Origin of the sequence: Actinomadura sediminis (genome assembly GCF_042675525.1) — a bacterium.
Lineage (GTDB): Bacteria > Actinomycetota > Actinomycetes > Streptosporangiales > Streptosporangiaceae > Spirillospora > Spirillospora sediminis.
In genome coordinates, this window is the sequence record NZ_JBHTJA010000067.1 from 1 (window position 1) to 18,765 (window position 18,765).

At 75.7% G+C, this 18,765-nt stretch carries 18 protein-coding genes; 3 read left to right on the forward strand and 15 right to left on the reverse strand.

Features of this window, described 5'->3' with window-relative positions:
- From ACFQ11_RS26140 to ACFQ11_RS26195, 12 genes are all read right to left on the reverse strand, one after another.
- Window positions 1–1,955, reverse strand: a 1,955-nt coding sequence (locus tag ACFQ11_RS26140) for a condensation domain-containing protein (protein WP_378303182.1), incomplete at its 3' end; no start/stop codon positions are given.
- Window positions 1,956–2,019: 64 nt separating this feature from the next.
- Window positions 2,020–3,084 (reverse strand): FecCD family ABC transporter permease, encoded by a 1,065-nt coding sequence (locus ACFQ11_RS26145; protein WP_378303185.1) that lies wholly within the window; start codon window positions 3,082–3,084, stop codon window positions 2,020–2,022.
- Complete coding sequence (locus ACFQ11_RS26150) at window positions 3,081–4,121, reverse strand: FecCD family ABC transporter permease (protein ID WP_378303187.1); 1,041 nt, start codon at window positions 4,119–4,121, stop codon at window positions 3,081–3,083. The genes ACFQ11_RS26145 and ACFQ11_RS26150 overlap by 4 nt, the downstream gene beginning before the upstream one ends.
- 113 nt (window positions 4,122–4,234) lie before the next feature.
- Window positions 4,235–4,411: a hypothetical protein gene (locus ACFQ11_RS26155; RefSeq protein WP_378303189.1), complete on the reverse strand. Its 177-nt coding sequence runs from the start codon at window positions 4,409–4,411 to the stop codon at window positions 4,235–4,237.
- On the reverse strand, window positions 4,408–5,427 hold the full coding sequence (locus ACFQ11_RS26160) for a Rieske 2Fe-2S domain-containing protein (protein WP_378303191.1): 1,020 nt from the start codon (window positions 5,425–5,427) through the stop codon (window positions 4,408–4,410). Before ACFQ11_RS26160 ends, ACFQ11_RS26155 begins: the two co-directional genes overlap by 4 nt.
- A 97-nt stretch (window positions 5,428–5,524) precedes the next feature.
- On the reverse strand, window positions 5,525–6,325 hold the full coding sequence (locus tag ACFQ11_RS26165; protein ID WP_378303193.1) for an IclR family transcriptional regulator: 801 nt from the start codon (window positions 6,323–6,325) through the stop codon (window positions 5,525–5,527).
- Window positions 6,322–7,851: an acyl-CoA synthetase gene (locus ACFQ11_RS26170; protein WP_378303195.1), complete on the reverse strand. Its 1,530-nt coding sequence runs from the start codon at window positions 7,849–7,851 to the stop codon at window positions 6,322–6,324. The genes ACFQ11_RS26165 and ACFQ11_RS26170 overlap by 4 nt, the downstream gene beginning before the upstream one ends.
- Before the next feature lie 33 nt (window positions 7,852–7,884).
- On the reverse strand, window positions 7,885–8,919 hold the full coding sequence (locus tag ACFQ11_RS26175) for a branched-chain amino acid ABC transporter permease (RefSeq protein ID WP_378303197.1): 1,035 nt from the start codon (window positions 8,917–8,919) through the stop codon (window positions 7,885–7,887).
- Entirely contained in the window at window positions 8,916–9,779 is an 864-nt protein-coding gene (locus ACFQ11_RS26180) for a branched-chain amino acid ABC transporter permease (protein WP_378303200.1), read from the reverse strand. Before ACFQ11_RS26180 ends, ACFQ11_RS26175 begins: the two co-directional genes overlap by 4 nt.
- Complete coding sequence (locus ACFQ11_RS26185; RefSeq protein WP_378303202.1) at window positions 9,776–10,480, reverse strand: ABC transporter ATP-binding protein; 705 nt, start codon at window positions 10,478–10,480, stop codon at window positions 9,776–9,778. Before ACFQ11_RS26185 ends, ACFQ11_RS26180 begins: the two co-directional genes overlap by 4 nt.
- Window positions 10,477–11,274, reverse strand: a complete 798-nt coding sequence (locus ACFQ11_RS26190; protein ID WP_378303204.1) for an ABC transporter ATP-binding protein — start codon at window positions 11,272–11,274, stop codon at window positions 10,477–10,479. The genes ACFQ11_RS26185 and ACFQ11_RS26190 overlap by 4 nt, the downstream gene beginning before the upstream one ends.
- On the reverse strand, window positions 11,271–12,455 hold the full coding sequence (locus ACFQ11_RS26195; protein WP_378303206.1) for an ABC transporter substrate-binding protein: 1,185 nt from the start codon (window positions 12,453–12,455) through the stop codon (window positions 11,271–11,273). The genes ACFQ11_RS26190 and ACFQ11_RS26195 overlap by 4 nt, the downstream gene beginning before the upstream one ends.
- A gap of 180 nt (window positions 12,456–12,635) precedes the next feature.
- Here ACFQ11_RS26195 and ACFQ11_RS26200 point away from each other — a divergent pair, with 180 nt between their 5' ends.
- Entirely contained in the window at window positions 12,636–13,565 is a 930-nt protein-coding gene (locus tag ACFQ11_RS26200; protein WP_378303208.1) for a PaaX family transcriptional regulator, read from the forward strand.
- Here the strand turns inward: ACFQ11_RS26200 and ACFQ11_RS26205 are convergent, their stop codons facing one another.
- Window positions 13,566–14,468 (reverse strand): LysR family transcriptional regulator, encoded by a 903-nt coding sequence (locus tag ACFQ11_RS26205; RefSeq protein WP_378303210.1) that lies wholly within the window; start codon window positions 14,466–14,468, stop codon window positions 13,566–13,568.
- A gap of 73 nt (window positions 14,469–14,541) precedes the next feature.
- Here ACFQ11_RS26205 and ACFQ11_RS26210 point away from each other — a divergent pair, with 73 nt between their 5' ends.
- Window positions 14,542–15,453 carry an EamA family transporter gene (locus tag ACFQ11_RS26210; protein ID WP_378303212.1) on the forward strand — a complete coding sequence of 304 codons (912 nt, stop codon included), beginning with the start codon at window positions 14,542–14,544 and terminating at the stop codon, window positions 15,451–15,453.
- A gap of 80 nt (window positions 15,454–15,533) precedes the next feature.
- Here the strand turns inward: ACFQ11_RS26210 and ACFQ11_RS26215 are convergent, their stop codons facing one another.
- Together ACFQ11_RS26215 and ACFQ11_RS26220 are read right to left on the reverse strand one after the other, a co-directional pair.
- The gene (locus ACFQ11_RS26215; RefSeq protein WP_378303214.1) at window positions 15,534–16,355 is read right to left on the reverse strand and encodes an SAM-dependent methyltransferase; all 822 of its coding nucleotides are present in this window, start codon (window positions 16,353–16,355) and stop codon (window positions 15,534–15,536) included.
- A gap of 176 nt (window positions 16,356–16,531) precedes the next feature.
- Window positions 16,532–17,620, reverse strand: a complete 1,089-nt coding sequence (locus ACFQ11_RS26220; protein ID WP_378303217.1) for a LacI family DNA-binding transcriptional regulator — start codon at window positions 17,618–17,620, stop codon at window positions 16,532–16,534.
- 275 nt (window positions 17,621–17,895) lie between these two features.
- Between ACFQ11_RS26220 and ACFQ11_RS26225 the strand changes: the two genes are divergently transcribed.
- The gene (locus ACFQ11_RS26225) at window positions 17,896–18,753 is read left to right on the forward strand and encodes a hypothetical protein (protein WP_378303219.1); all 858 of its coding nucleotides are present in this window, start codon (window positions 17,896–17,898) and stop codon (window positions 18,751–18,753) included.
- The last annotated feature ends 12 nt before the right edge of the window (window positions 18,754–18,765 follow it).

Sequence of the window (18,765 nt, forward strand, 5' to 3'; positions counted from 1 at the left end):
CGGGCCGACGCGGTCAGCACGGCGGCGACGCGGGCGGTCGCGCGGATCCTGGCGCGGCGGGCCGCGGGCTGGTCGGGGCCGATCGGGACGTACGCGGCGCCCGCCGCGAGGACGCCGAGGGCGGCGGCGGCCTGGTCGGGGCCCTTGGGCAGCTCGATCGAGACGCGGTCGCCGGGACGGACGCCCGCGGCGGCGAGCGCGGACGCCGTGCGCAGGGCGCGGTCGGCGAGTTCGCCGTACGTGAGGGTGCCGTCGTCGGCCCAGTGCAGGGCGGGCGCGGCGGGGGCGCGGCGCGCGTGGTCGAAGAAGCCGCGGGTCAGGGTCGCCGGGGGCGGCGGCGAAGTGGCGTTGAGGCGGTGCCGGAGCCGCAGCCGGTCGGGCGCCGGGCCGACGCCGAGCGGCGCGTCCCAGTCGGCGCCGGACGCGCCCAGCCGGGTGATCGCGGACGTGTAGGCGTCGAACATCGCCTCCGCGACGCCGTCCGGGAACGCGGGCACGCGCACGTCCCAGTTGAGCAGCAGGCCGCCGGAGACCTCGGTGACCTGCGCGTCCAGGAGCACCTGCGGGCCCTGGGAGATGATCCACGCGGGTTCGCCGAAGCGCTCGCGGACCGCGTCGCCGAACAGCTCGCCGAGGTTGAGGGCGCTCGTGTAGACGACCGGCGCGAGCACCTGCTCGCCCCGCGCGCGGGACAGGTCGCGCAGCACTTCGAGGCCCGAGTAGTCGCTGTGCGCGCCCGCCGTGTGCAGGGTGGCCTGCAGGGCGCGGGCGCGCTCCAGGAACGTCAGGTCGGCGGTGAGGTCGACCTCGAGCATGATGGAGCCGGTGAAGTCGCCGACCACGGCGTCCACGTCGGGGTGGACGGGCTCGCGGTGGAACAGCGGCAGGTTCAGCAGGAACCGCGGCGTCGCCGACCACGCGCCGATGACCTCGGCGAACACCGCGGCGAGCGCCATGGCGGGGGTGACGCCGGCGGCGTGCGCGCGGGCGAGGAACCGCTCCTTGTCGGGCGGCGCCAGCCAGTGGTGCCTGCGCTCGACGCGGTCGCCGGGCTCGGGGACGACCGGCAGTTCGGGCGGGCCGGGAAGGTCGGCGAGCCGGCCGGCCCACCATTCGCGGTCGCGCTCGCGGGCCTCGGCGCGGGGGTCGTCGGCGAGGTAGCGGGCGTAGCCGTACCGGATCGGGGCGAGGGGCTCGCCCTCGTACAGCGCGGCGAGGTCGGCGAGCATCACGCGGTAGCTCATCGCGTCGGCGGCGACCATGTCGACGTCGAGGTGCACGCGGGCCGTGCCGTCCGGGAGGAGGCTGAGCCGGGCGTCGAACACGCGGCCGTCCTCGATGGGCAGCCGCTGCCCGGACATTCCCGCGCGGACGCGTTCGAGTTCGGCGCGGGCGTCCGGGGCGTCGCGGAGGTCGTGGACGGTGACGGCGGGCCCGGGGCGCTCGGGCAGGATGCGCTGCGTCCCGTCGTCGAGGACGGCGACGCGCAGCATCGGGTGGCGGCGGGCGAGGGCCCGGACCGCGTCCTCGAACCGGCCGGGGTCGACGGCGCGGCCGTCCAGCTCGACGTACAGGTGCGCGGCGACGGAGCCGAGCGCCTGTCCGGAGTCGCGGCCGATCCAGTACGCGTGCTGCATGAGGCCGAGCGGGAACGGGTCGGCGGGCTCGATCTCCGCCGGGTCGATCGCGGCGGGCTCGGCGGGCCCGGCGGGCCCGGCGGCGGCCGGTTCCGCCTCGGCCTGGCCGCGTTCGACGAGCAGGTCCCACCACTGCCCGAGGGTGGGGCGTTCGGCCAGCTCGGCGAAGCGGATCTCGACGCCCCGGCGGCGCAGCCGTCCGGTCAGCTGCATGAGCCGGATCGAGTCCATGCCCAGCTCGATGAGGTTGTCGTCGGCCGCGGCGGGTTCGCCGAGGACGTCCGCCAGCAGGGTGTGCAGCTCTTCCCGGGTCAGCACGGAACTCCCCTCCGAATTAGGTAAGGCTAACCTAATTGAGAAGGGGGTGGGCGTCAACGTCCCGTCACCCCAGGCCGCGGCGTCCCGACGTCGACAGCAGCCACGCCAGGTAGACGCCCCCCAGAACGCCCGTCACGACGCCCACCGGGACCGCCACCGGCAGGTGCAGGGAGACGAGGTCGCTGCAGGCCAGCAGCGCGGCGCCGGTCAGTGCGGCGGGGAGGAGCTGCGCCCCGGGACGGCGGGTCAGCCGCCGGGCGAGCTGCGGCGCGGCCAGCGCGACGAACGGGACCGGCCCGGCGGCCGCGGTCGCCGCCGCGACGAGCCCCACGCCGACCACCACCAGCACCAGCCGCGTGCGCTGCACCCGGACGCCGAGGGCCAGCGCGGCGTCGTCGCCCAGCTCTCCCATTCCGAGGCTCCGCGACAGCAGCAGCGCGGCCGGGACGAGGACGGCCAGCGCGACCGCCAGCGGCACCGCCTGGTCCCAGTCTCGCCCGTTGAGGCTGCCGGTCAGCCAGAACGCGGCCTCGTAGGCCTCCGTCAGCTCGGCCCGCGTGATCAGGTACGAGTTGAGCGCCTGCAGCATCGCCGCGGCGGCGACGCCGATCAGCACCAGCCGGACGCCGACCACCCCGCCGCCGCGCCGGTAGGCGACCAGGTAGACGGCCAGGGCGGTCAGCACCGCCCCGGCGGCCGAACTGGCCGTGACGGCGACCGCGCCGCCGCCCCACACGAGGATCTGCAGCAGCGCGCCGGACGCGCCGCCCTGGGTGAACCCGATGAGGTCGGGGCTGCCGAGCGGATTGCGCGACATGCTCTGGAAGACGGCGCCGCTCAGGCCGAGCGCCGCGCCGACCAGCAGTCCGGTCACCGCGCGCGGCAGCCGCAGCGTCTGCACGATGAACTCGGTCGCGCGGTCGCCCTGCCCGACGAGCGCCGCGAGCACGTCCGGCGGCGAGATGGGGAAGTCCCCGGACCCGACGACCAGCACCGCCGCGCCCGCCGCGAGCAGCGCCAGCGTCCCGCAGACCACGGCGACGCGCGGGTCCCACCGCACCGACACCGCGCCCGCCCGCACGACCCGGCCCGCCATCGCCTTGCCGGGCGTTCTCGTCGAGGCGCTCACAGCTCGCGCGTCCTTCCCCGCCGGACCATCACGATGAACAGCGGCGCCCCCACGAACGCCGTGACGATGCCCGTCTCCAGCTCGCCCGGCGCGACGACCCGTCCCGCGATGTCCGCCCACAGCAGCAGGACGGGCGCCAGCAGCAGCGAGAACGGCACCACCCACCGCAGGTCGGGCCCGACGACGGCCCGCACGATGAACGGGACCGCGAGGCCGAGGAACGTGATCGGGCCCGCCGCGGCCGTCGCCGCCCCGCACAGCAGGACGATCGCGAGCGCGCCGAGCGCGCGCGTCCGCCCCGGCCGCGCGCCGAGCGCCCGGCCCGCGTCGTCGCCGAGGCCGAGCGCGTTCAGCGGGCGGGCCAGCGCCAACGCCAGGAGGACCCCCGTGACGACGAACGGCAGCACCCGCCAGAAGATCCCGAGGTCGCGCCCCGCGAGGTACCCGACCTGCCAGAACCGGAAGCCGTTGAAGCTCTGCGGGCTGAGCAGCATCAGGCCCGCGGTGAGCGCGCTGAACACCGCGTTGACGGCGGCCCCCGCGAGGACCAGCCGGGCGGGGGACGCCCCGCCCCGCCCCCGCGCCCCGATCGCGTACACCAGCGCCGCCGCGCCGGCCGCGCCCGCGAACGCCGCCCACACGTAGACGAGCACCTCGTCGACGTCGAAGAAGCCGATGACGATCACGACCGCGAGGGCCGCGCCGCCGTTGACGCCGAGCAGCCCCGGCTCGGCGAGCGGGTTTCGGGTGAGCGCCTGCATCACCGCCCCGGCGAGCCCGAGCGCGATCCCCACCACGATGCCGAGCACCGTGCGCGGCAGCCGCAGCTCGTGGACGATCAGCGAGTGCTGCGTCCCGTCCGGGGACAGCACCGACGGCAGGACCCGGCGGAACGGGACCGACTCGGCGCCGATGGCGAAGCTCGCGACGACCGTCAGCAGCAGCGCCGCCACGAGGACGAGCAGGCCGCCCCAGCGGCCCGCGCGGCGCGGCGCGGCCGCCGTCGGCGGCGGCTCCGCGGTGGGGGGTTTCCGCACGGAGGACAGCACAAGTTGAGGTTAGCCTAAGCTAAGCCGCCCATGAAGAGCGGCCGGGCGCGGTGCCGCGCCGCGCCCGGCCGCCCCTTCCGGAGGCGGCGCCGTGGGGTGGGTCAGCCGGTCGCCGCGTCGTGGTCCGGATGGGCGAGGAGCCAGGTCCAGATCTCCACCGGGTCGTCGGCGCGGTGTTCGGCGCCGCAGTGGCAGACGCCGGTCAGCCGGTCCGAGCCCGGCGACCACTCGACCCGGAGGAGGCCGCCCGCCGCGCCGCCCGTGACGTCCGCCCTCACCGGGCCGTCAGCCTCTTCAGCATGCGGCGCGCGGCCAGGCCCCCGGTGTCGATGTTGATCGACAGCTCCTGGTAGCCCTCCGGCTCGCTCGCGATGACCTTCTCGAGCTTGTTCAGCGCCACGACGTCCTGCAGGACGACCGTCCGGTTGCTGTCGCGCAGGAACGTCGACACGTTCTCGTCGTCGAGCGCGAAGTCGCGGGCGACCCACCAGAAGTCGTGCGTGGTCGTCTCGGTCTCCGGGACGATCGCGTAGCCGACCTCGACGTGGAAGGCGTTCGAGTCGTCGCCGTCGGGACCGGGCTCCACGCCCGTCGGCGCGATCCGGCTGTGCAGGAGGTAGAAGCCGGGCGGGTGGAACTCGATGTCCTGCCACCGGTCGATGCGGCCCTCGATGCCGGTCGACTCGGAGTAGAACGGCGGGCACTCGACGTCCTTCATGCGGCGGCTGACGTAGACGACGCCCGCCTCCTCGTCGGTCTCCGTCGTGATCGGCGTCTGCGCGACCTCGGGCGTGCCGATGTACCCGGCGTGCAGGTACGTCTCGTGGGACAGGTCGAGGAGGTTGTCGACGAGCAGCTCGTAGCGGGCGGCGAGCGGCTCCATGCCGCGGACGGTCGTGTAGTCCGGCGACTCCAGCCACGGCGCCCGCGGGATCGCGGCGGCGTCCCCCTCGCCGTCGCCGATCCACACCCAGATCAGGGAGTCCTGCTCGACGACCCGGTAGGCGGGGACGCGCGCGGTGCGCGGGACGCGGGCCTGGCCCGGCACGGCCACGCACGTGCCGTCGGGGTCGTAGGTGAACCCGTGGTAGCCGCAGACGATGCGGTCGCCGTCCCGGTTGCTCTCCGACAGCGGGAAGCGGCGGTGCACGCACCGGTCCGCGAGGGCGACGGCCTCGCCGGCGCCCGTCCGGTACATGACGATGGGCTCGCCGCAGATCGTCCGGGCGAGCAGGCCGTCGCCGACCTCCTCCCCGTAGGCGGCGACGTACCACTGGTTGCGGGCGAAGACCATCGGAGGCTCCTCGGCGGGGTGGACGGCAGAGTGTGACGAGCCTCTCGTCGCCGCCCCCGGCGGGCCAAGGCGGCTTCCGTTTGACGGAAGAACCCGCTCAGGCCCCGTGCATCGCCGTCTCCGGCGGCCGGACGGCGCGGGGCGCGCCGAGCGCGCGGGAGATCCCGCGGGCGCTCGCGCGGACGACGGGGACGAGCGACCGGGCGTCCCAGCCGGTGTTCGGGACGACGATCGCGACGGCCGCCACGACCGTGTCGTCCGGTCCGAAGACGGGCGCGCCGACGGAGAGCGCGAACGACTCGACCTGCCCGTCGCTGATCGCGACGCCGGTGCGGCGGACCTCGGCCAGGGCGCGGCGCAGTTGCGGACCGGACGAGATCGTCCGGTCGGTGAACCGGCGCAGCGGCGCGGCGATCGCGCGTTCCTGCAGGTCGCGGTCGGAGTGCGCGAGCATCGCGAGGCCGACGCCGGTGGCGTGCGCGGGCCAGCGCCCGCCGACCCGGGAGAAGACGTGCACGGCGTCGCGGGCGGAGATCCGCTCGATGTAGACGACTTCGAGCCCGTCCAGGACGGCGAGGTGCACGTTCTCGTGGGTGGCCTCGTAGAGGTCCTCGAGGAACGGCATCGCGGCCTCGCGCAGCGCCGGCCCGCGCGGGGCGAGCGCGGCGACCTCGAACAGCCGCAGCCCGATCCGGTACAGCCCGTCGGCGTCGCGTTCCAGTGCGCCCCAGCAGGTCAGCTCGCCGACCAGCCGGTGGGCGGTGGACAGGGGCAGTCCGGCGCGCCGCGCGATCTGGGTGATGGACAGCGCGGGCCGCTCCGCCGAGAAGGCCCCCAGGATGTCCAGCACCCGCCGCGTGACGGGTGGCCGCCCCCGTCCGCTCGCCCGTTCCGTCATGGTTCGCCGTACTCCTCCCGCAGCCGTCCCTTGAGGATCTTGCCGGAGGCGTTGCGGGGCAACTCGGACGCCGCCACCGCCGAGCGGGGGATCTTGTAGCGGGCGAGCCGGCCGTCGAGCCGGGCCAGCACGGCGTCCCCGGTCAGCCGGGCGCCGGGGCGCGGGACGAACACGGCGCGGCCCACCTCGCCCCACGTCTCGTCCGGCACGCCGATGACGGCGCACTCCAGGACGTCCGGGTCGGCGAGGATCGCGTGCTCGACCTCGGCCGGGTAGACGTTCTCCCCGCCCGAGATGATGACGTCCTTGATGCGGTCGACGATGTAGGCGTAGCCGTCCTCGTCGAGGCGGGCGGCGTCGCCGCTGCGGAACCAGCCGTCGGTGAAGGCGGCGGCGGTCGCGTCGGGCCGGCCCCAGTAGCCGCGCATCACGTGCGGCCCCCGCACGACGATCTCACCGGTCTCCCCCGGCGGGACGTCCGTCATGTCGGGGGCGACGACGCGGACGTCGCTGAAGAAGTGCGGCACGCCCGCGGACCCGGCCTTCGACTCCGCGTGCGCGGCGTCGAGGAAGAGCGTGCCCGGCGCGGCCTCGGTCATCCCGTATCCCTGCAGGAACGTCAGACCCCTCTTCTGGTAGGTCTCGATGAGCGACGGCGGCACGGGCGCGCCGCCGCAGGTCAGGATACGCAGGGACGACAGGTCGGCGGCGTCCCAGCCGGGTTCGCGGGCGATCCGCTGGAACATCGTCGGCACCCCGAACATGAACGTGACGCGGTGCCCGGCGACCAGGTCGAGCGTGGCGGCGGGGTCGAACGCGGGGACGAGGACGCACGCGCCGCCCTTGAGCAGCACGGGCAGCGCGAGCATGTTGAGCCCGGCGGTGTGGAACAGCGGCGCGGACACGAGCGCCACCTCGCCCGCGGTCAGATCGTGGTCGATGAGAACGTTGATCGCGTTCCAGGTGACGTTGCCGTGGGTGAGCGTCGCGCCCTTCGCGGCACCCGTCGTCCCGGACGTGTACATGATCATGCACGGGTCGTCGAGGGACACCGGGACGTCGATCGGCGCGGCGCCCGCCTCTGCCCCGCGCGCCCGCACCTCCTCGTATCCGTGCGCCCACGGGCCCGGCCCGTCCAGCGCCACGTGCTCGCGGACGGGGGCGCGGTCGCGGACGCCGTCCACGAGCCCGGCGTGCGAGGGGGCGTGCACGAGCACCGACACCCCGGCGTCGGCGAGCTGGTGCGCGATCTCGGGGCCGGCGAGCCGGGTGTTCAGCGGGACGAACACCGCGCCGAGCGTCCCGGCGGCGAACAGCGTCTCGAGGAACGCCGGATGGTTCGGCCCGAGGTAGCCGACGCGGTCGCCGTGCCGGACGCCGAGGTCGCGCAGCCCGTGCGCGAGGCCGGACACGCGGGCGAGCAGCCCCGCGTAGGTGATCGTCCGGCCGCCGTGGACGAGCGCGGCGGCGTCCGGCGTCTTGCGGGCGCGGCGTGCAGGCCAGGATCCGAGTCCTTCGTTGCGCATGACGGGGGCACCTCTCCAGGCGGGTCCGGACGGTCATTTGACGGGCGCGGGCTCGGCCTCCGGCTCCGCTTCGGCGGCGCCGCGCCCGGCCGGGGCCCGGCGCGGCAACCGGCCGGCGACCGTGGGGACGAGGCCCTTCGGCATGAACAGCACGACGAGGACGAGCAGCAGCCCGTAGACGGCGTAGGACAGGACGGCCGGCGCGGACGCGGGCATCCCCTCCCGCGTGCCGACGTCGTTCAGCACCTGCAGCAGCAGCGTGACGGCGGTGGCGCCGGCGAGCGCGCCCCGGATCGTCCCGGCGCCGCCGACGACGGCCATCACGACGTACTCGAACGACAGCAGGACGGGGAACGAGCCGGGCGCGACGTACCCGATGTAGTACGCGTAGACGCCCCCGGCGAGGCCCGCGAACGCCGCCGACAGGGCGAACACGGCCTGCTTGTAGAGCGCGACCGGCACCCCGGCGGACGCGGCGGCGACCTCGCTGGTGGCGAGCGCGCGCAACCCCCGGCCCGGCCGGGACCGGACGATGTTGCGGGCCGCGAGCACGGTCGCCGCGAGCACGCCGAGCGCGAGGTAGGCGTAGGCGACGTCGTCGGCGAACTCGTACCCGGCGACGGTGAGGCGCGGGACGCCCTGCAGCCCGATGTCGCCGCCCGCCCATTCCTGCCGGCCCACGACGCTGAGCAGGATCAGCTGGACGGCGAGGGTGGCGAACGCGAGCTGGTGGCCGCGCAGCCGCAGCAGCGGGACGCCGACGAGCGCGGCGGCCGCCCCAGCGGCGGCGGGCGCCAGCAGCAGCCCCGCCCAGGTGGGTACGCCGTGGATCGCGGTGAGCGCGGCCGTGTAGGCGCCGATCATGGTGAAGGCGGCCTGGCCGAGCGACACCTGCCCCGCGAAGCCCATCAGCATGGACAGCCCGGTGACGACGGTCGCCGAGATCAGCAGCAGCACGTACACCGACACCTGCGGGCCCGGCAGGACGAGCGGCAGGACGAGCGCGACGGCGGCGACCGCGGCCGCGGCGGCCGTCCCGGGTGATCGGACGCGGGCGGACGCGCTCATCGGGCGGCCTCCTCCTGGAGCGCGGTCCGCCGCGACGCGCGCACCGTCATGATCGTCAGCATCAGCACCAGCGCCACGACGGTCTGGTAGGACGCGCCGCCGTACCCGGCCACCATCGACTCGGCGACGCCGAGGGAGAGCGCCCCGGCGAGCGCGACGCCCGGCCGGTCCAGCCCGCCGAGGATCGCCGCGGCGAACCCGTTGGTGATGAGCAGGACGTCGCTGTTGTAGGAGATCGGCTGCAGCGGCGTGAGCAGGACGCCGCCGAGCCCGCCGAGCATGCCGCCGAGCGCGAACGCGAGCAGCCCCATGCGGACGACGTCGATGCCGACGGCCCGGGCGGCGTACGGGTTCGACGCGCACGCGGTGAGCGCCTTGCCCGTGTAGGTGCGGCCGAAGAACAGCCCGAGCAGCGCGAACACCGCCGCCGCGACGGCGATGACGAGGAACGACTGTTTCTGCACGTGGGCGCCGAACAGCACCACGGAGCCGCCGAGGCCCGGATGGGAGCGCGGGTTGTCGCCCCAGATCATGATCTCGATCGCGTACGCCAGGAAGCCGAGGCCGAGGGTGACGATGAGGGCCGACTGCGGGGACGTCCCCCGCCTGCCGGTCGCGGCGACCCCGACGGCGAGACCCACCGCCCCGGCGACGAGCACGGCCGCGGCCTCCGCGGCGACGTGCGGCAGGCCGGACGACAGCAGCGACCCGGCGGTCATCCCGCCGACGACGGCGAACATGCCCTGCGCGAAGTTCACCACCCGCGTCACCCGGTGGATCGCCACCAGGCCGCTCGCCAGCAGCGCGAACCCGCAGCCGACGGCGACCCCGGAGACGAGGTACTGCAGGAACGCGCTCACGCCCCCTCCTTCCCAGGCGGGGACGCCGCGGCGCCGAGGTAGGCGTCCGCGACCGCGCTACCCGCCGCGAGTTCGTCCGCCGTGCCCGCGGCGCGGACCCGGCCCGCCTCGAGCACGTAGCCGCGCGCGCAGAGGTCGAGGGCGAGCCGGGCGTTCTGCTCGATCAGCAGGATCGCGAGCCCCCGTCCGGTGTTCAGCGCGCGCAGATGCTCGGCGAGGTCCGCGGTGACGAGCGGGGCGAGCCCGAGCGACAGCTCGTCCACCACGAGCACGTCCGGGTCGGCCATCAGCGCCCGCCCGAACGCCACCATCTGCTGCTCCCCGCCCGACAGCGAGCCCGCGCGGCGGTCCCGCAGCGCGGCGAGCCGCGGCAGCACCTCGTACACCCGGGCGGTGTCGCGGGCGCCGCGCGCGCGGCGGCGGCGCCAGGCGCCCAGGGCGAGGTTGTCCTCGACGGTCAGGCCGCCGAACATCTGCCGCCCCTCCGGGACCAGCGCCGCCCGGCCCCGCACGCGGACCCGTCCGGCGGCGGGCCGCAGCACGCCCGTGACCGCGTCGACGAGGGACGTCTTCCCGGCGCCGTTCGGGCCGATGAGGGCGACCGCCTCGCCGGCCCCGACCGTCAGCGCGACGCCGTCCAGGGCCGTGGCCGTCCCGTACCGGACGACCAGGCCGGACACCTCGATGACCGGCGCCGTCACGCGGCCTCCTCCCCCAGGTAGGCCGCGACGACGGCGGGGTCGCCGCGGACCTCCTCCGGGGTGCCCTCGGCGATGAGGCGGCCGAGGTCGAGGACGCCGACGCGGTCGGCGAGACGGGCGACGAACGCGACGTCGTGCTCGACCAGCATCATCGTCATGCCCTCCGCGCGCAGCCCCTCGACCAGCTGGGCGAGCGCCTCCCGCTCGGCGGCGCGCAGGCCCGACGCGGGCTCGTCCAGGAGGAGGAGCCGGGGACGTGCGCAGAGCGCGCGCGCCACCTGCAGGGACCGCTGCTGGCCGAGCGGGAGGACGTCGGCGGAGCGGTCCGCCCAGTCGCGCAGCCCGACGCGGCGGAGCGCGTCGAGGGCGTCGGCCCGGATGGCGGCCTCCTCGCGGCGGTGCACGGGCAGCCGCAGGGTCGCCGCGAGCATGCCGTGCCGGGTCCGGGCGTGCGCGCCGACCATCACGTTCTCCAGCGCGGTCATGCCCCGGAAGAGCCGCGCGCCCTGGAACACGATGGCGATGCCGAGCCGGGCCCGGACGTGCGGGGGCATCCGGTCGATGCGGCGGCCGCCGGACGGTCCGGGGCCGCCGCCGGCGGGCGCGTACGCGATCGTTCCGTGGTCGGGGGCGAGATGGCCGCTGATCAGGTTGAACAGCGTCGATTTCCCGGCGCCGTTGGGGCCGATGACGGCGCGGGTCTCGCCCTCCGCGACCGTCATCGACACGTCCCGGACGGCGTACACGCCGCCGAACGCCCGCCCGGCGCCGTCGATCGTGAGCAGCGGGGTCATCCGAGGGCCTTCGCGGTCTCGGCGAGCCGCGCCCGCGACCATTCGGTCGGGACGAGCGCCCCGTCCTGCACCCGGTTCATGGAGATGTCGGACGGTTCGAGCCCGGAGTGGTCGGTCGGCGAGTAGGCGTACCGGCCGTTGGGGGTGACGAGGCCGAGCCCCTCGAGCGCGTCCCGGACCTTCTCGCGGTCGCCGCCCCCCGCCTGCTCGAGGGCCGCGGCCAGGAGCTTGACGGCGGCGTAGCCGTCCATCGCGAACTGCGGCGGCGGGTAGCCGTGCTTCCGCTCGAACGGGACCGACATCTCCTGGATCGACCGCTTCAGTTTCCCGTCGGGCAGGTGCTCGCCGACGACGCCGATGGCACTCTGCACGTAGACGCCCTCGGCGGCCTCGCCGACGGGGTCGAGCCACAGCTTGCTGGCCTGCGAGCCGGTCATGAACAGCGGGACGTCCAGCCCGGACGAGGGGAACTGCTTGGCCAGCGTCACCCCGGGCGGCCCGCTCGCCCACACGGCGAGGGCCTGCGCGCCGGAGTCGCGGACGTGGGTGAACAGCGGGCTGAAGCTGCCGGCGGTCGCCTCGAAGGGCTCCTCCCGGACGATCTGCACGCCGTGCCCGGCCGCGTGCGCCTTCATCCCCTCGAATCCGGCCATCGCGTAGGCGCTCTTGGTGTCGTAGGCGACGGCGACCTTGGAGACGCCGTTGGCCTTGAAGTACCGGAGCATCGCCTGCGCGTAGGTGGACGACAGCGCCGGGACCACGAACGTGTACTCGCGGATCGGGTCGACCTGCTCGTCGGCGGGCGCCAGCGAGATGTAGGGGATCCTCTCCCGCTCGGCGAGCGGCTGGACGGCGAGCGCGACGTTGGCGTACGTGGAGCCGATGATCGCGGTGACGTCCCGCGAGCGGAGCCTGTTGAAGTGCAGGACGCCCTGGTCGGGCGACGTCCGGTCGTCGAGGGTGATGAGCTCGACCCGCTCGCCGTCGATGCCGCCGGCGTCGTTGATCTGCTCGACGGCCAGCTCGACCGTCTTCTTCGCCTCGCCGCCGAGCGTGGCGTAGTTGCCGGTCAGGGACTCGATGAAGCCGATCTTGAGGGCGGAGCCGTCCTCGCCGGCACCGCCGCAGGCGGTGGCGGCGGCGAGGACGGCCGCGGCGAGCAGGGGGATCGTCTTGCGCACTGCTGCCTCCCGAGGTGGGGGTCGCTGCGGCGGGCGCCCGGGCTGGGACTGCCCCGAAATTAGGCGTATATTTCACAGCGGTCAAGGATCTGCCGAACATGAATGATTCGGCGGCCGGCACGTCCGGGACCGCCGTTACGCTTGCGCCATGAAGGGAGCCGGACGGGTGAGCGAAGAGTGATGGGCTCCGATGACGGGCACGCCGAGCGCGCCGAGCGCGAAGGCGGCGGGAGCACGGGCGCGCCGGGGCCCGAACCGGACGGCGGCCCCTCGCCCCGGCTGCGGCCGCAGGCGCTGATGCTGACCTACCTCGGCAACTACGTGCTCGGACGCGACATCGCGGTCTTCTCGGGCAGTTTCATCGAGACGTTCGCCCGCCTCGGCGTCGGCGAGCACGCCGTCCGCTCCACGCTGACCCGGATGGTCCGCCGCGGCCTGCTGGCCCGGCACCGGGACGGCCGCCGCATGCACTTCGGGCTGACCGCGCGCTCCGCCGCGATCCTGCACGACGGCGAGGAGCGCGTCTGGCGGCGCGGCGTCCTCAACGCCGACTGGGACGGCACCTGGACCGTGCTCGCGTTCTCGATGCCCGAGTCGTGGCAGCGCGCCCGCCACGACCTGCGCGCCCGGCTGACCTGGGCGGGCTTCGGCTCGCTGGGCAACGGCACGTGGATCGCTCCGTCGCGCCGGGACGTCGGCGCGATCGTCGGCGAGCTCGGCCTGGAGGGGCGTCTGAAGGTGTTCTCCGGCCCGGCCGAGGAACCCACCGACGTCCCGGCGATGCTGCGGGAGGCGTTCGACCTGGACGCCCTCGCGGACGGCTACCGCGCGTTCCTCGGCCGCTGGGACCGCCCCGACCCGCTGCCGGACGCCCCGGACGACCTCGCCCGCTACCTCTGGATGACGACCGAGTGGCTCCAGCTCGTCCGCGACGACCCCCGGCTGCCCGTCGAGCACCTGCCGGACGACTGGCCCGCCGTCCGCGGCCAGCAGGTCCTGCTGGAGCTCCGCGACCGGTACGAGGCCGGCGCCCGGCGGCTCGCCGACGCCGCCATCGAGTCGATCCCGGTGCCGCCGCCCGCCGCCCCCGACACGGCCGACGCGGGCTAGCTAGCGGTCCCGGGCCGCGGCGCGCAGCGCCCGCAGGCCGTGCGCGATCGGCGGCTGCCGGTCGCTGCCCCGCCGCACGCACGCGATGATGCGGCGGAACGGGACGCCCTCGCCCCGCAGCGGCACCCGCACCACCCCGTCGTCCGGCGGGAGCGGCGCCAGCCGCGGCGCCAGCCCGACCCCGAACCCGCGCGCCACCAGCGCCGACACCGCGAACCACTCGTTGGCCTCGTGGACGATCCGGGGCGCGAACCCGGCGGACGCGCAGGACGCGAGCATCAGCCGGTGCTGGTCGGTGCGCTCCGGCGAGCCGATCCACGGCTCCCCCGCCGCCTCGTCCAGCCGGACCGTCCCGCGCGCGGCCAGCGGATGACCGGCCGGGACGAGCAGGTCCTGCGGCTCGTCGAGCAGGGTGCGGACCGCGAACCGCGCGTCGCCGGGCGCCGGGGTGCCCACGCTCGGGATCACCACCGCGATGTCGTAGCGGTGCGACAGCAGCAGGTGCGCCGCGTCCTCGCTCTCCTTCTCGCTCATCCGCACCTCGAGGCCGGGATGCTCCTCCCGCAGCCGCGCGGCGGCGGGCGCGACCAGCGCGGCGAGGGCGCTCGACACGCTGCAGAACCGCACCTGCCCGGCGGCGCCCGTCCGGTGGGCGGCGAGATCGGCTCGGGCCCGCTCCCACTGCGCGGCCAGCGCGTCGGCGTGCCGCAGCACGGTGTGCGCCGCCGCGGTGAGCCGCACCCGGCGGCCCTGCGCCTCCAGCAGCTCGACGCCGAGGTCGCGGGCGAGCTGCCGGAGCTGCTGCGACACCGTCGAGGGCGTGAGGTGCAGCGCCTCCGCCGTGGCCGTCACCGTGCCGCGCTCCCGCAGGACGCGCAGCGTCTCGAGGCGGCGATCGATCATGCGGCCATTCAACACGATTCTGTGCGGAAACATTCGATGGACCCGCACGGTGCGCCGTCCCCAAACTGGCCACATGGTGACCAAACCCGATATACCGGGCCCGGTCCTCCTGCTGGGCAGCGTCGTGACCGTCCAGGCGGGGATGGCGTGCGGCAAGGCGATGTTCGCGGTCGCGGGGACGGCGGGCGTGATCGTCCTGCGGCTGGGCTTCGCGGCGCTCGTCCTGCTCCTCCTGCGCCGCCCCCGGCTGCCGGACCGCGCGGCGCTCGGCACGGTCGCGGCGCTCGGCGTCGCCATAGCGGGCATGCACCTCATCTATCCGGCGCTGGAGCGGCTGCCGGTCGGAGTCGCGTCCACGCTGCAGTTCCTCGGGCCGCTGACGCTCGCGCTCGCCCGGGCCCGGCGCCCCCTCGACCTGCTGTGGGCGGCCCTCGCCGGGACGGGCGTGCTGCTGATCTACCGTCCGTTCGGCGATCCGGTCTCGGCGTCCGGGGCGGCGTTCGCGCTCGGGTCGGGCGCCTGCATGGCGGCGTACCTCGTCCTGAACCGGCGCGCGGGCGCGCTCACCGGCGCGCCCCTGGCCTGGGGCGTCGCGGTCGCGGCGCTGCTCGTCCTGCCGCTGGCCCCGCTCGCGGAGGGCGCCGTGCTGCACCCGGGCGTGCTCGCCGCCGGGCTGGGCGTCGCGCTGCTGTCGGCGGTCGTCCCGTGGTCGCTGGACCAGGCCGCGCTGCGCCGCATGCCGGAGCGGGTGGCCGCCGTGATGGTCAGCCTGGAACCCGCGGCCGCCGCGCTGGCCGGGCTCGCCCTGCTGGGCGAGCACCTCGGGTGGACGGGCTGGCTCGCCGTCGCGTGCGTCTCGGCCGCCTCCGCGGGCGCGGCGCTGTCCCACCTGCGGCCTTCGGAACGGCCTGATCCGCAGATCACCGAACCGTCGCCGGCCGCGTGCGACGATCACGCTCGGACGATCACGCGGGCGGGACGATGATCGGTCCCGCGGTGCCGGCGGCCGGATGCCGCTGACGGCGACCGGCGGCGGCGCCATCGCTGCCGGGGCGCCCCGGGCCGTCAGCGGCGGCGGCCGACGCCCGCCAGGGTGAACGTCCGCTCCGGGTTCACGAACGTGCCGGTCCCCGGGTCGGGACGCCACTGCGGCGTGTAGGTGAGGCCCGGGTCGAGGAGGTCGAAGCGGCCGACGATGTCGAGGATGCGGGCGCGGGACCGTCCCCAGAAGTGGCGGTCGGTCGGCTTGAACACCGCGCCGACGTCGCCCCCCGACTGCGGCTCGGGGTCCTGGGTGATGTGCGTGAACACCAGGTGACCGCCGGGCGGGAGGGCGTCGTGCACGCCGCGCACCACCTCGGCGGCCTCGGCGTCGTCGCCGATGAAGTGCAGGACGCGGTCCAGGATGCACGCGACCGGGCGGTCGACGTCGATGCAGGCGCGCACCTCGGGGTCGTCGAAGACTGCCGCGGGCCGGCGCGGGTCGCAGCGGACGACCGCCGTCCGGCCGGTGCCGGTGCCGCCGCGGCCCGCCAGCAGGGCGCGCGCGTGCGCCAGGACGACGGGGTCGCCGTCGGCGAACACGACGGCGGCGTCCGGGGCGACCTCGGCGACGGCCTCGCGGACGTTGCCGCGCGCCGGGAGCTTGGTGCCGATGTCGATGAACTGGCGGACGCCCAGGGCGGCGAGGAAGCGGACGGCGCGGCCGATGAACGCGTGGTTCTCCCGGGCGGCCGTGCGCGCCTCCGGGATCACCGCCAGCAGTTCCTCGGCGACCCTGCGGTCGGCGGCGTAGTTGTCCTTGCCGCCGAGGAGATAGTCGTAGATCCGCGCCGTGTTCGGGGTCGTCAGGTCGACACCCGCGGGGGGCCGCCTCTCGTCGCTCATGCCGTCTCCGCTCGCTCCGGAGAACGATCCTCTCACGGAACGTGGCGCGCCCGGGCCCCGATCGCCGCGTTGCCGCCGGGCTCCCCGCGCCCCGCCGGCCTTCCGGCGGGGGCGGTCGGGTGCGGGCCCCCGCCCGGGATCCGGGCCCTCGCCGGGCGGGGGGACTCGAGGGCCGGTCAGCCCGACTCGCGGATGATCAGCTTCGTGCGCAGCACCACGCCCCGGTCGGCCGCCGGGCGGCCCCCGGCGCAGGCGCGCAGCTCGCGGGCCAGCCGGGCGCCGAGGTCCTCGGCCGGCTGCCGGACGGTGGTCAGCCGCGGCTGCACCTGCCGCGCCACGGGCGCGTCGTCGAATCCGACGACCGCGACGTCGTCGGGGACGCGGCGGCCCGCCCGGCGCAGCGCGTCCAGCGCCCCGGCGGCCATCAGGTCGGACGCGGCCAGCACGGCGTCGAGGTCGGGGCGGCGCTCCAGCAGCAGCCGCATCGCCCGTTCCCCGGACAACCGGCCGAAGTCGCCCTGGCAGACCAGCCCGGTGACGCCCATCCCGGCCTCCCGCGCCGCGCTGCGGTACCCGGCCAGCCGGTCGACGCCCGCGCCGAGGTCGGCGGGGCCCGCGATGGTGCCGATGCGGCGGCGCCCGGACGCCAGCAGGTGCCGGACGGCGGCGCGCGCTCCCCCGCGGTTGTCGACGTCGACGTAGGGCAGCGCCCGCTCGTCCAGCGGCCGTCCCGCGAGGACCACGGGGGCGCCCGCGGCGGCGCCCACGAGCGGCCCCACCTGGTCGCGGCGCGCGCCGACCAGCAGGACCCCGGCGGCGTGCCCGCCGCGCAGGTACCCGGCCGTGGCCCGCCATTCCTGCGACCGGCCGGCCATCAGCACGACAAGCGGCGCACGGCCGTCCAGCTCGCGCCGCAGTCCCCACAGCAGGCGGGCGTAGAAGGGGTCGCCGAAGACCCTGCGGCTGTCCTCGCAGAGGACGACGGCGATCGTCCCGGACGTGCCCCGGTGCCCGCCCGCCCCCCGGCGGCGGACGTAGCCGAGGCGCTCGACGGCGTCCTCGACCCGGCTCCGGGCGCCGGGGCTGACCCGGGCGGACCCGTTGAGCACGCGGGACGCGGTGGCGGGCGAGACCCCGGCGAGCCGGGCGACGTCGGCGAGCGTGACCGTCGCGGCCGCTCCGGTGGCGGCGGGTCTCCCAGGGGAGGGTTCCGGAGGGTCGGGGGCTGGGAGGGCGGGGTCTCCGTGCGAGCGAGTGATCGTCACGCTGGCACTCCCTTCGGGGGTCTCCCGGCCCCCTGGGGGCGGGCCGGAACGGGAGTAGTGGGAGCGCTCCCAAGAATCTGGGCGTGAACGGATTGTGTCAAGGGCCATAGAACCGGGAGTTGCCGCCATTCAGGACGCCCCCGCTTCTCGCGCGCGAAGCACCGTGAAAATCCATGAAAACCGTGGAACAACACTGTTCCACCTTCACCATATCGATCTACGTTCATTGTGCACCCGAAAATGGGAGCGCTCCCACGCCGTGCCGAGGAGGTTCGATGAATGCACGCAGCGGGCGGCGCCGGTCGGCGCCCATGGCCGGCGCCCTGGTGCTGCTCGCCGCGCTCCCCCTCGCGTCGGGGTGCGGCGGCGGCGCGGCGAAGGACCGCGCGGCGCGCTTCCCGCACGACGCGTCCACCCTGCTCGCCGCCGGCGCGGGCCGGCTGGAGAGCGCGCCCTCGTTCCGGCTCACCGTGCGGGCGGCCATGCCCGGGCACGGCGGCGGCGCGGGCCACCGGGTCGACATGAACGGAATCTGGGACGCGCGGCGGCCCGCCGGGCGGATGGAGGGCGAACTGAAGGGCGCCCGCACCACGGTCCTGGCGATCGGCGACGGGGCGAGGGCCGTCTCGTACGTGACACTGCCGACGTCCGTGCGCGAGCGCACCGGCAGGACGTGGCTGCGCGCCGACCGCGACACCGGGCTGTTCGCGGCCTTCCCCGACGTCCACCGCGTCGCGATGGTCCTGCGCGCCGCGGGGCGGCTCCGCGTGACGGGCGAGGCGGGCGCGACATGGCACGTCCGCGGCGTCGTGGAGCGGGGCGCGGCACTGCGCGCGAGCCCCGATCCGCGGCAGCGGGCGTTCGCGGGCCTGCTGCCCGCCGCGACGGCCGTCGATCTGTGGACGGACGACGCGGGCCGGCCCACCCGGATCCGGTTCACCCTCCCGGCGCCCGGCGCGTCCCCGGCCCCGACTTCCGAGAACCGGAAAAAGGCCTCCGAAAAGGAGGAGAAATCGGAGAGGACCATTCGCGGGACCGTGGAGCTGTCGAACTTCGGGGCCCGTCCCGACGTGCGGGAACCGCCCGCCGCTCAGGTGCTCGCCGCACTCCCCGGCGACGAGTCCGGCGAATGACGGCCGTCCCGC

What these genes read in the sequence shown, in the direction of transcription:
- ACFQ11_RS26160 (WP_378303191.1), bottom strand. Translation starts at nt 5,427, where the DNA reads ATGGTCTTCGCCCGCAACCAGTGGTACGTCGCCGCCTACGGGGAGGAG.
- ACFQ11_RS26165 (WP_378303193.1), bottom strand. Translation starts at nt 6,325, where the DNA reads ATGACGGAACGGGCGAGCGGACGGGGGCGGCCACCCGTCACGCGGCGG.
- ACFQ11_RS26170 (WP_378303195.1), bottom strand. Translation starts at nt 7,851, where the DNA reads ATGCGCAACGAAGGACTCGGATCCTGGCCTGCACGCCGCGCCCGCAAG.
- ACFQ11_RS26175 (WP_378303197.1), bottom strand. Translation starts at nt 8,919, where the DNA reads ATGAGCGCGTCCGCCCGCGTCCGATCACCCGGGACGGCCGCCGCGGCC.
- ACFQ11_RS26190 (WP_378303204.1), bottom strand. Translation starts at nt 11,274, where the DNA reads ATGACCCCGCTGCTCACGATCGACGGCGCCGGGCGGGCGTTCGGCGGC.
- ACFQ11_RS26200 (WP_378303208.1), top strand. Translation starts at nt 12,636, where the DNA reads ATGGGCTCCGATGACGGGCACGCCGAGCGCGCCGAGCGCGAAGGCGGC.
- ACFQ11_RS26205 (WP_378303210.1), bottom strand. Translation starts at nt 14,468, where the DNA reads ATGATCGATCGCCGCCTCGAGACGCTGCGCGTCCTGCGGGAGCGCGGC.
- ACFQ11_RS26210 (WP_378303212.1), top strand. Translation starts at nt 14,542, where the DNA reads ATGGTGACCAAACCCGATATACCGGGCCCGGTCCTCCTGCTGGGCAGC.
- ACFQ11_RS26215 (WP_378303214.1), bottom strand. Translation starts at nt 16,355, where the DNA reads ATGAGCGACGAGAGGCGGCCCCCCGCGGGTGTCGACCTGACGACCCCG.
- ACFQ11_RS26225 (WP_378303219.1), top strand. Translation starts at nt 17,896, where the DNA reads ATGAATGCACGCAGCGGGCGGCGCCGGTCGGCGCCCATGGCCGGCGCC.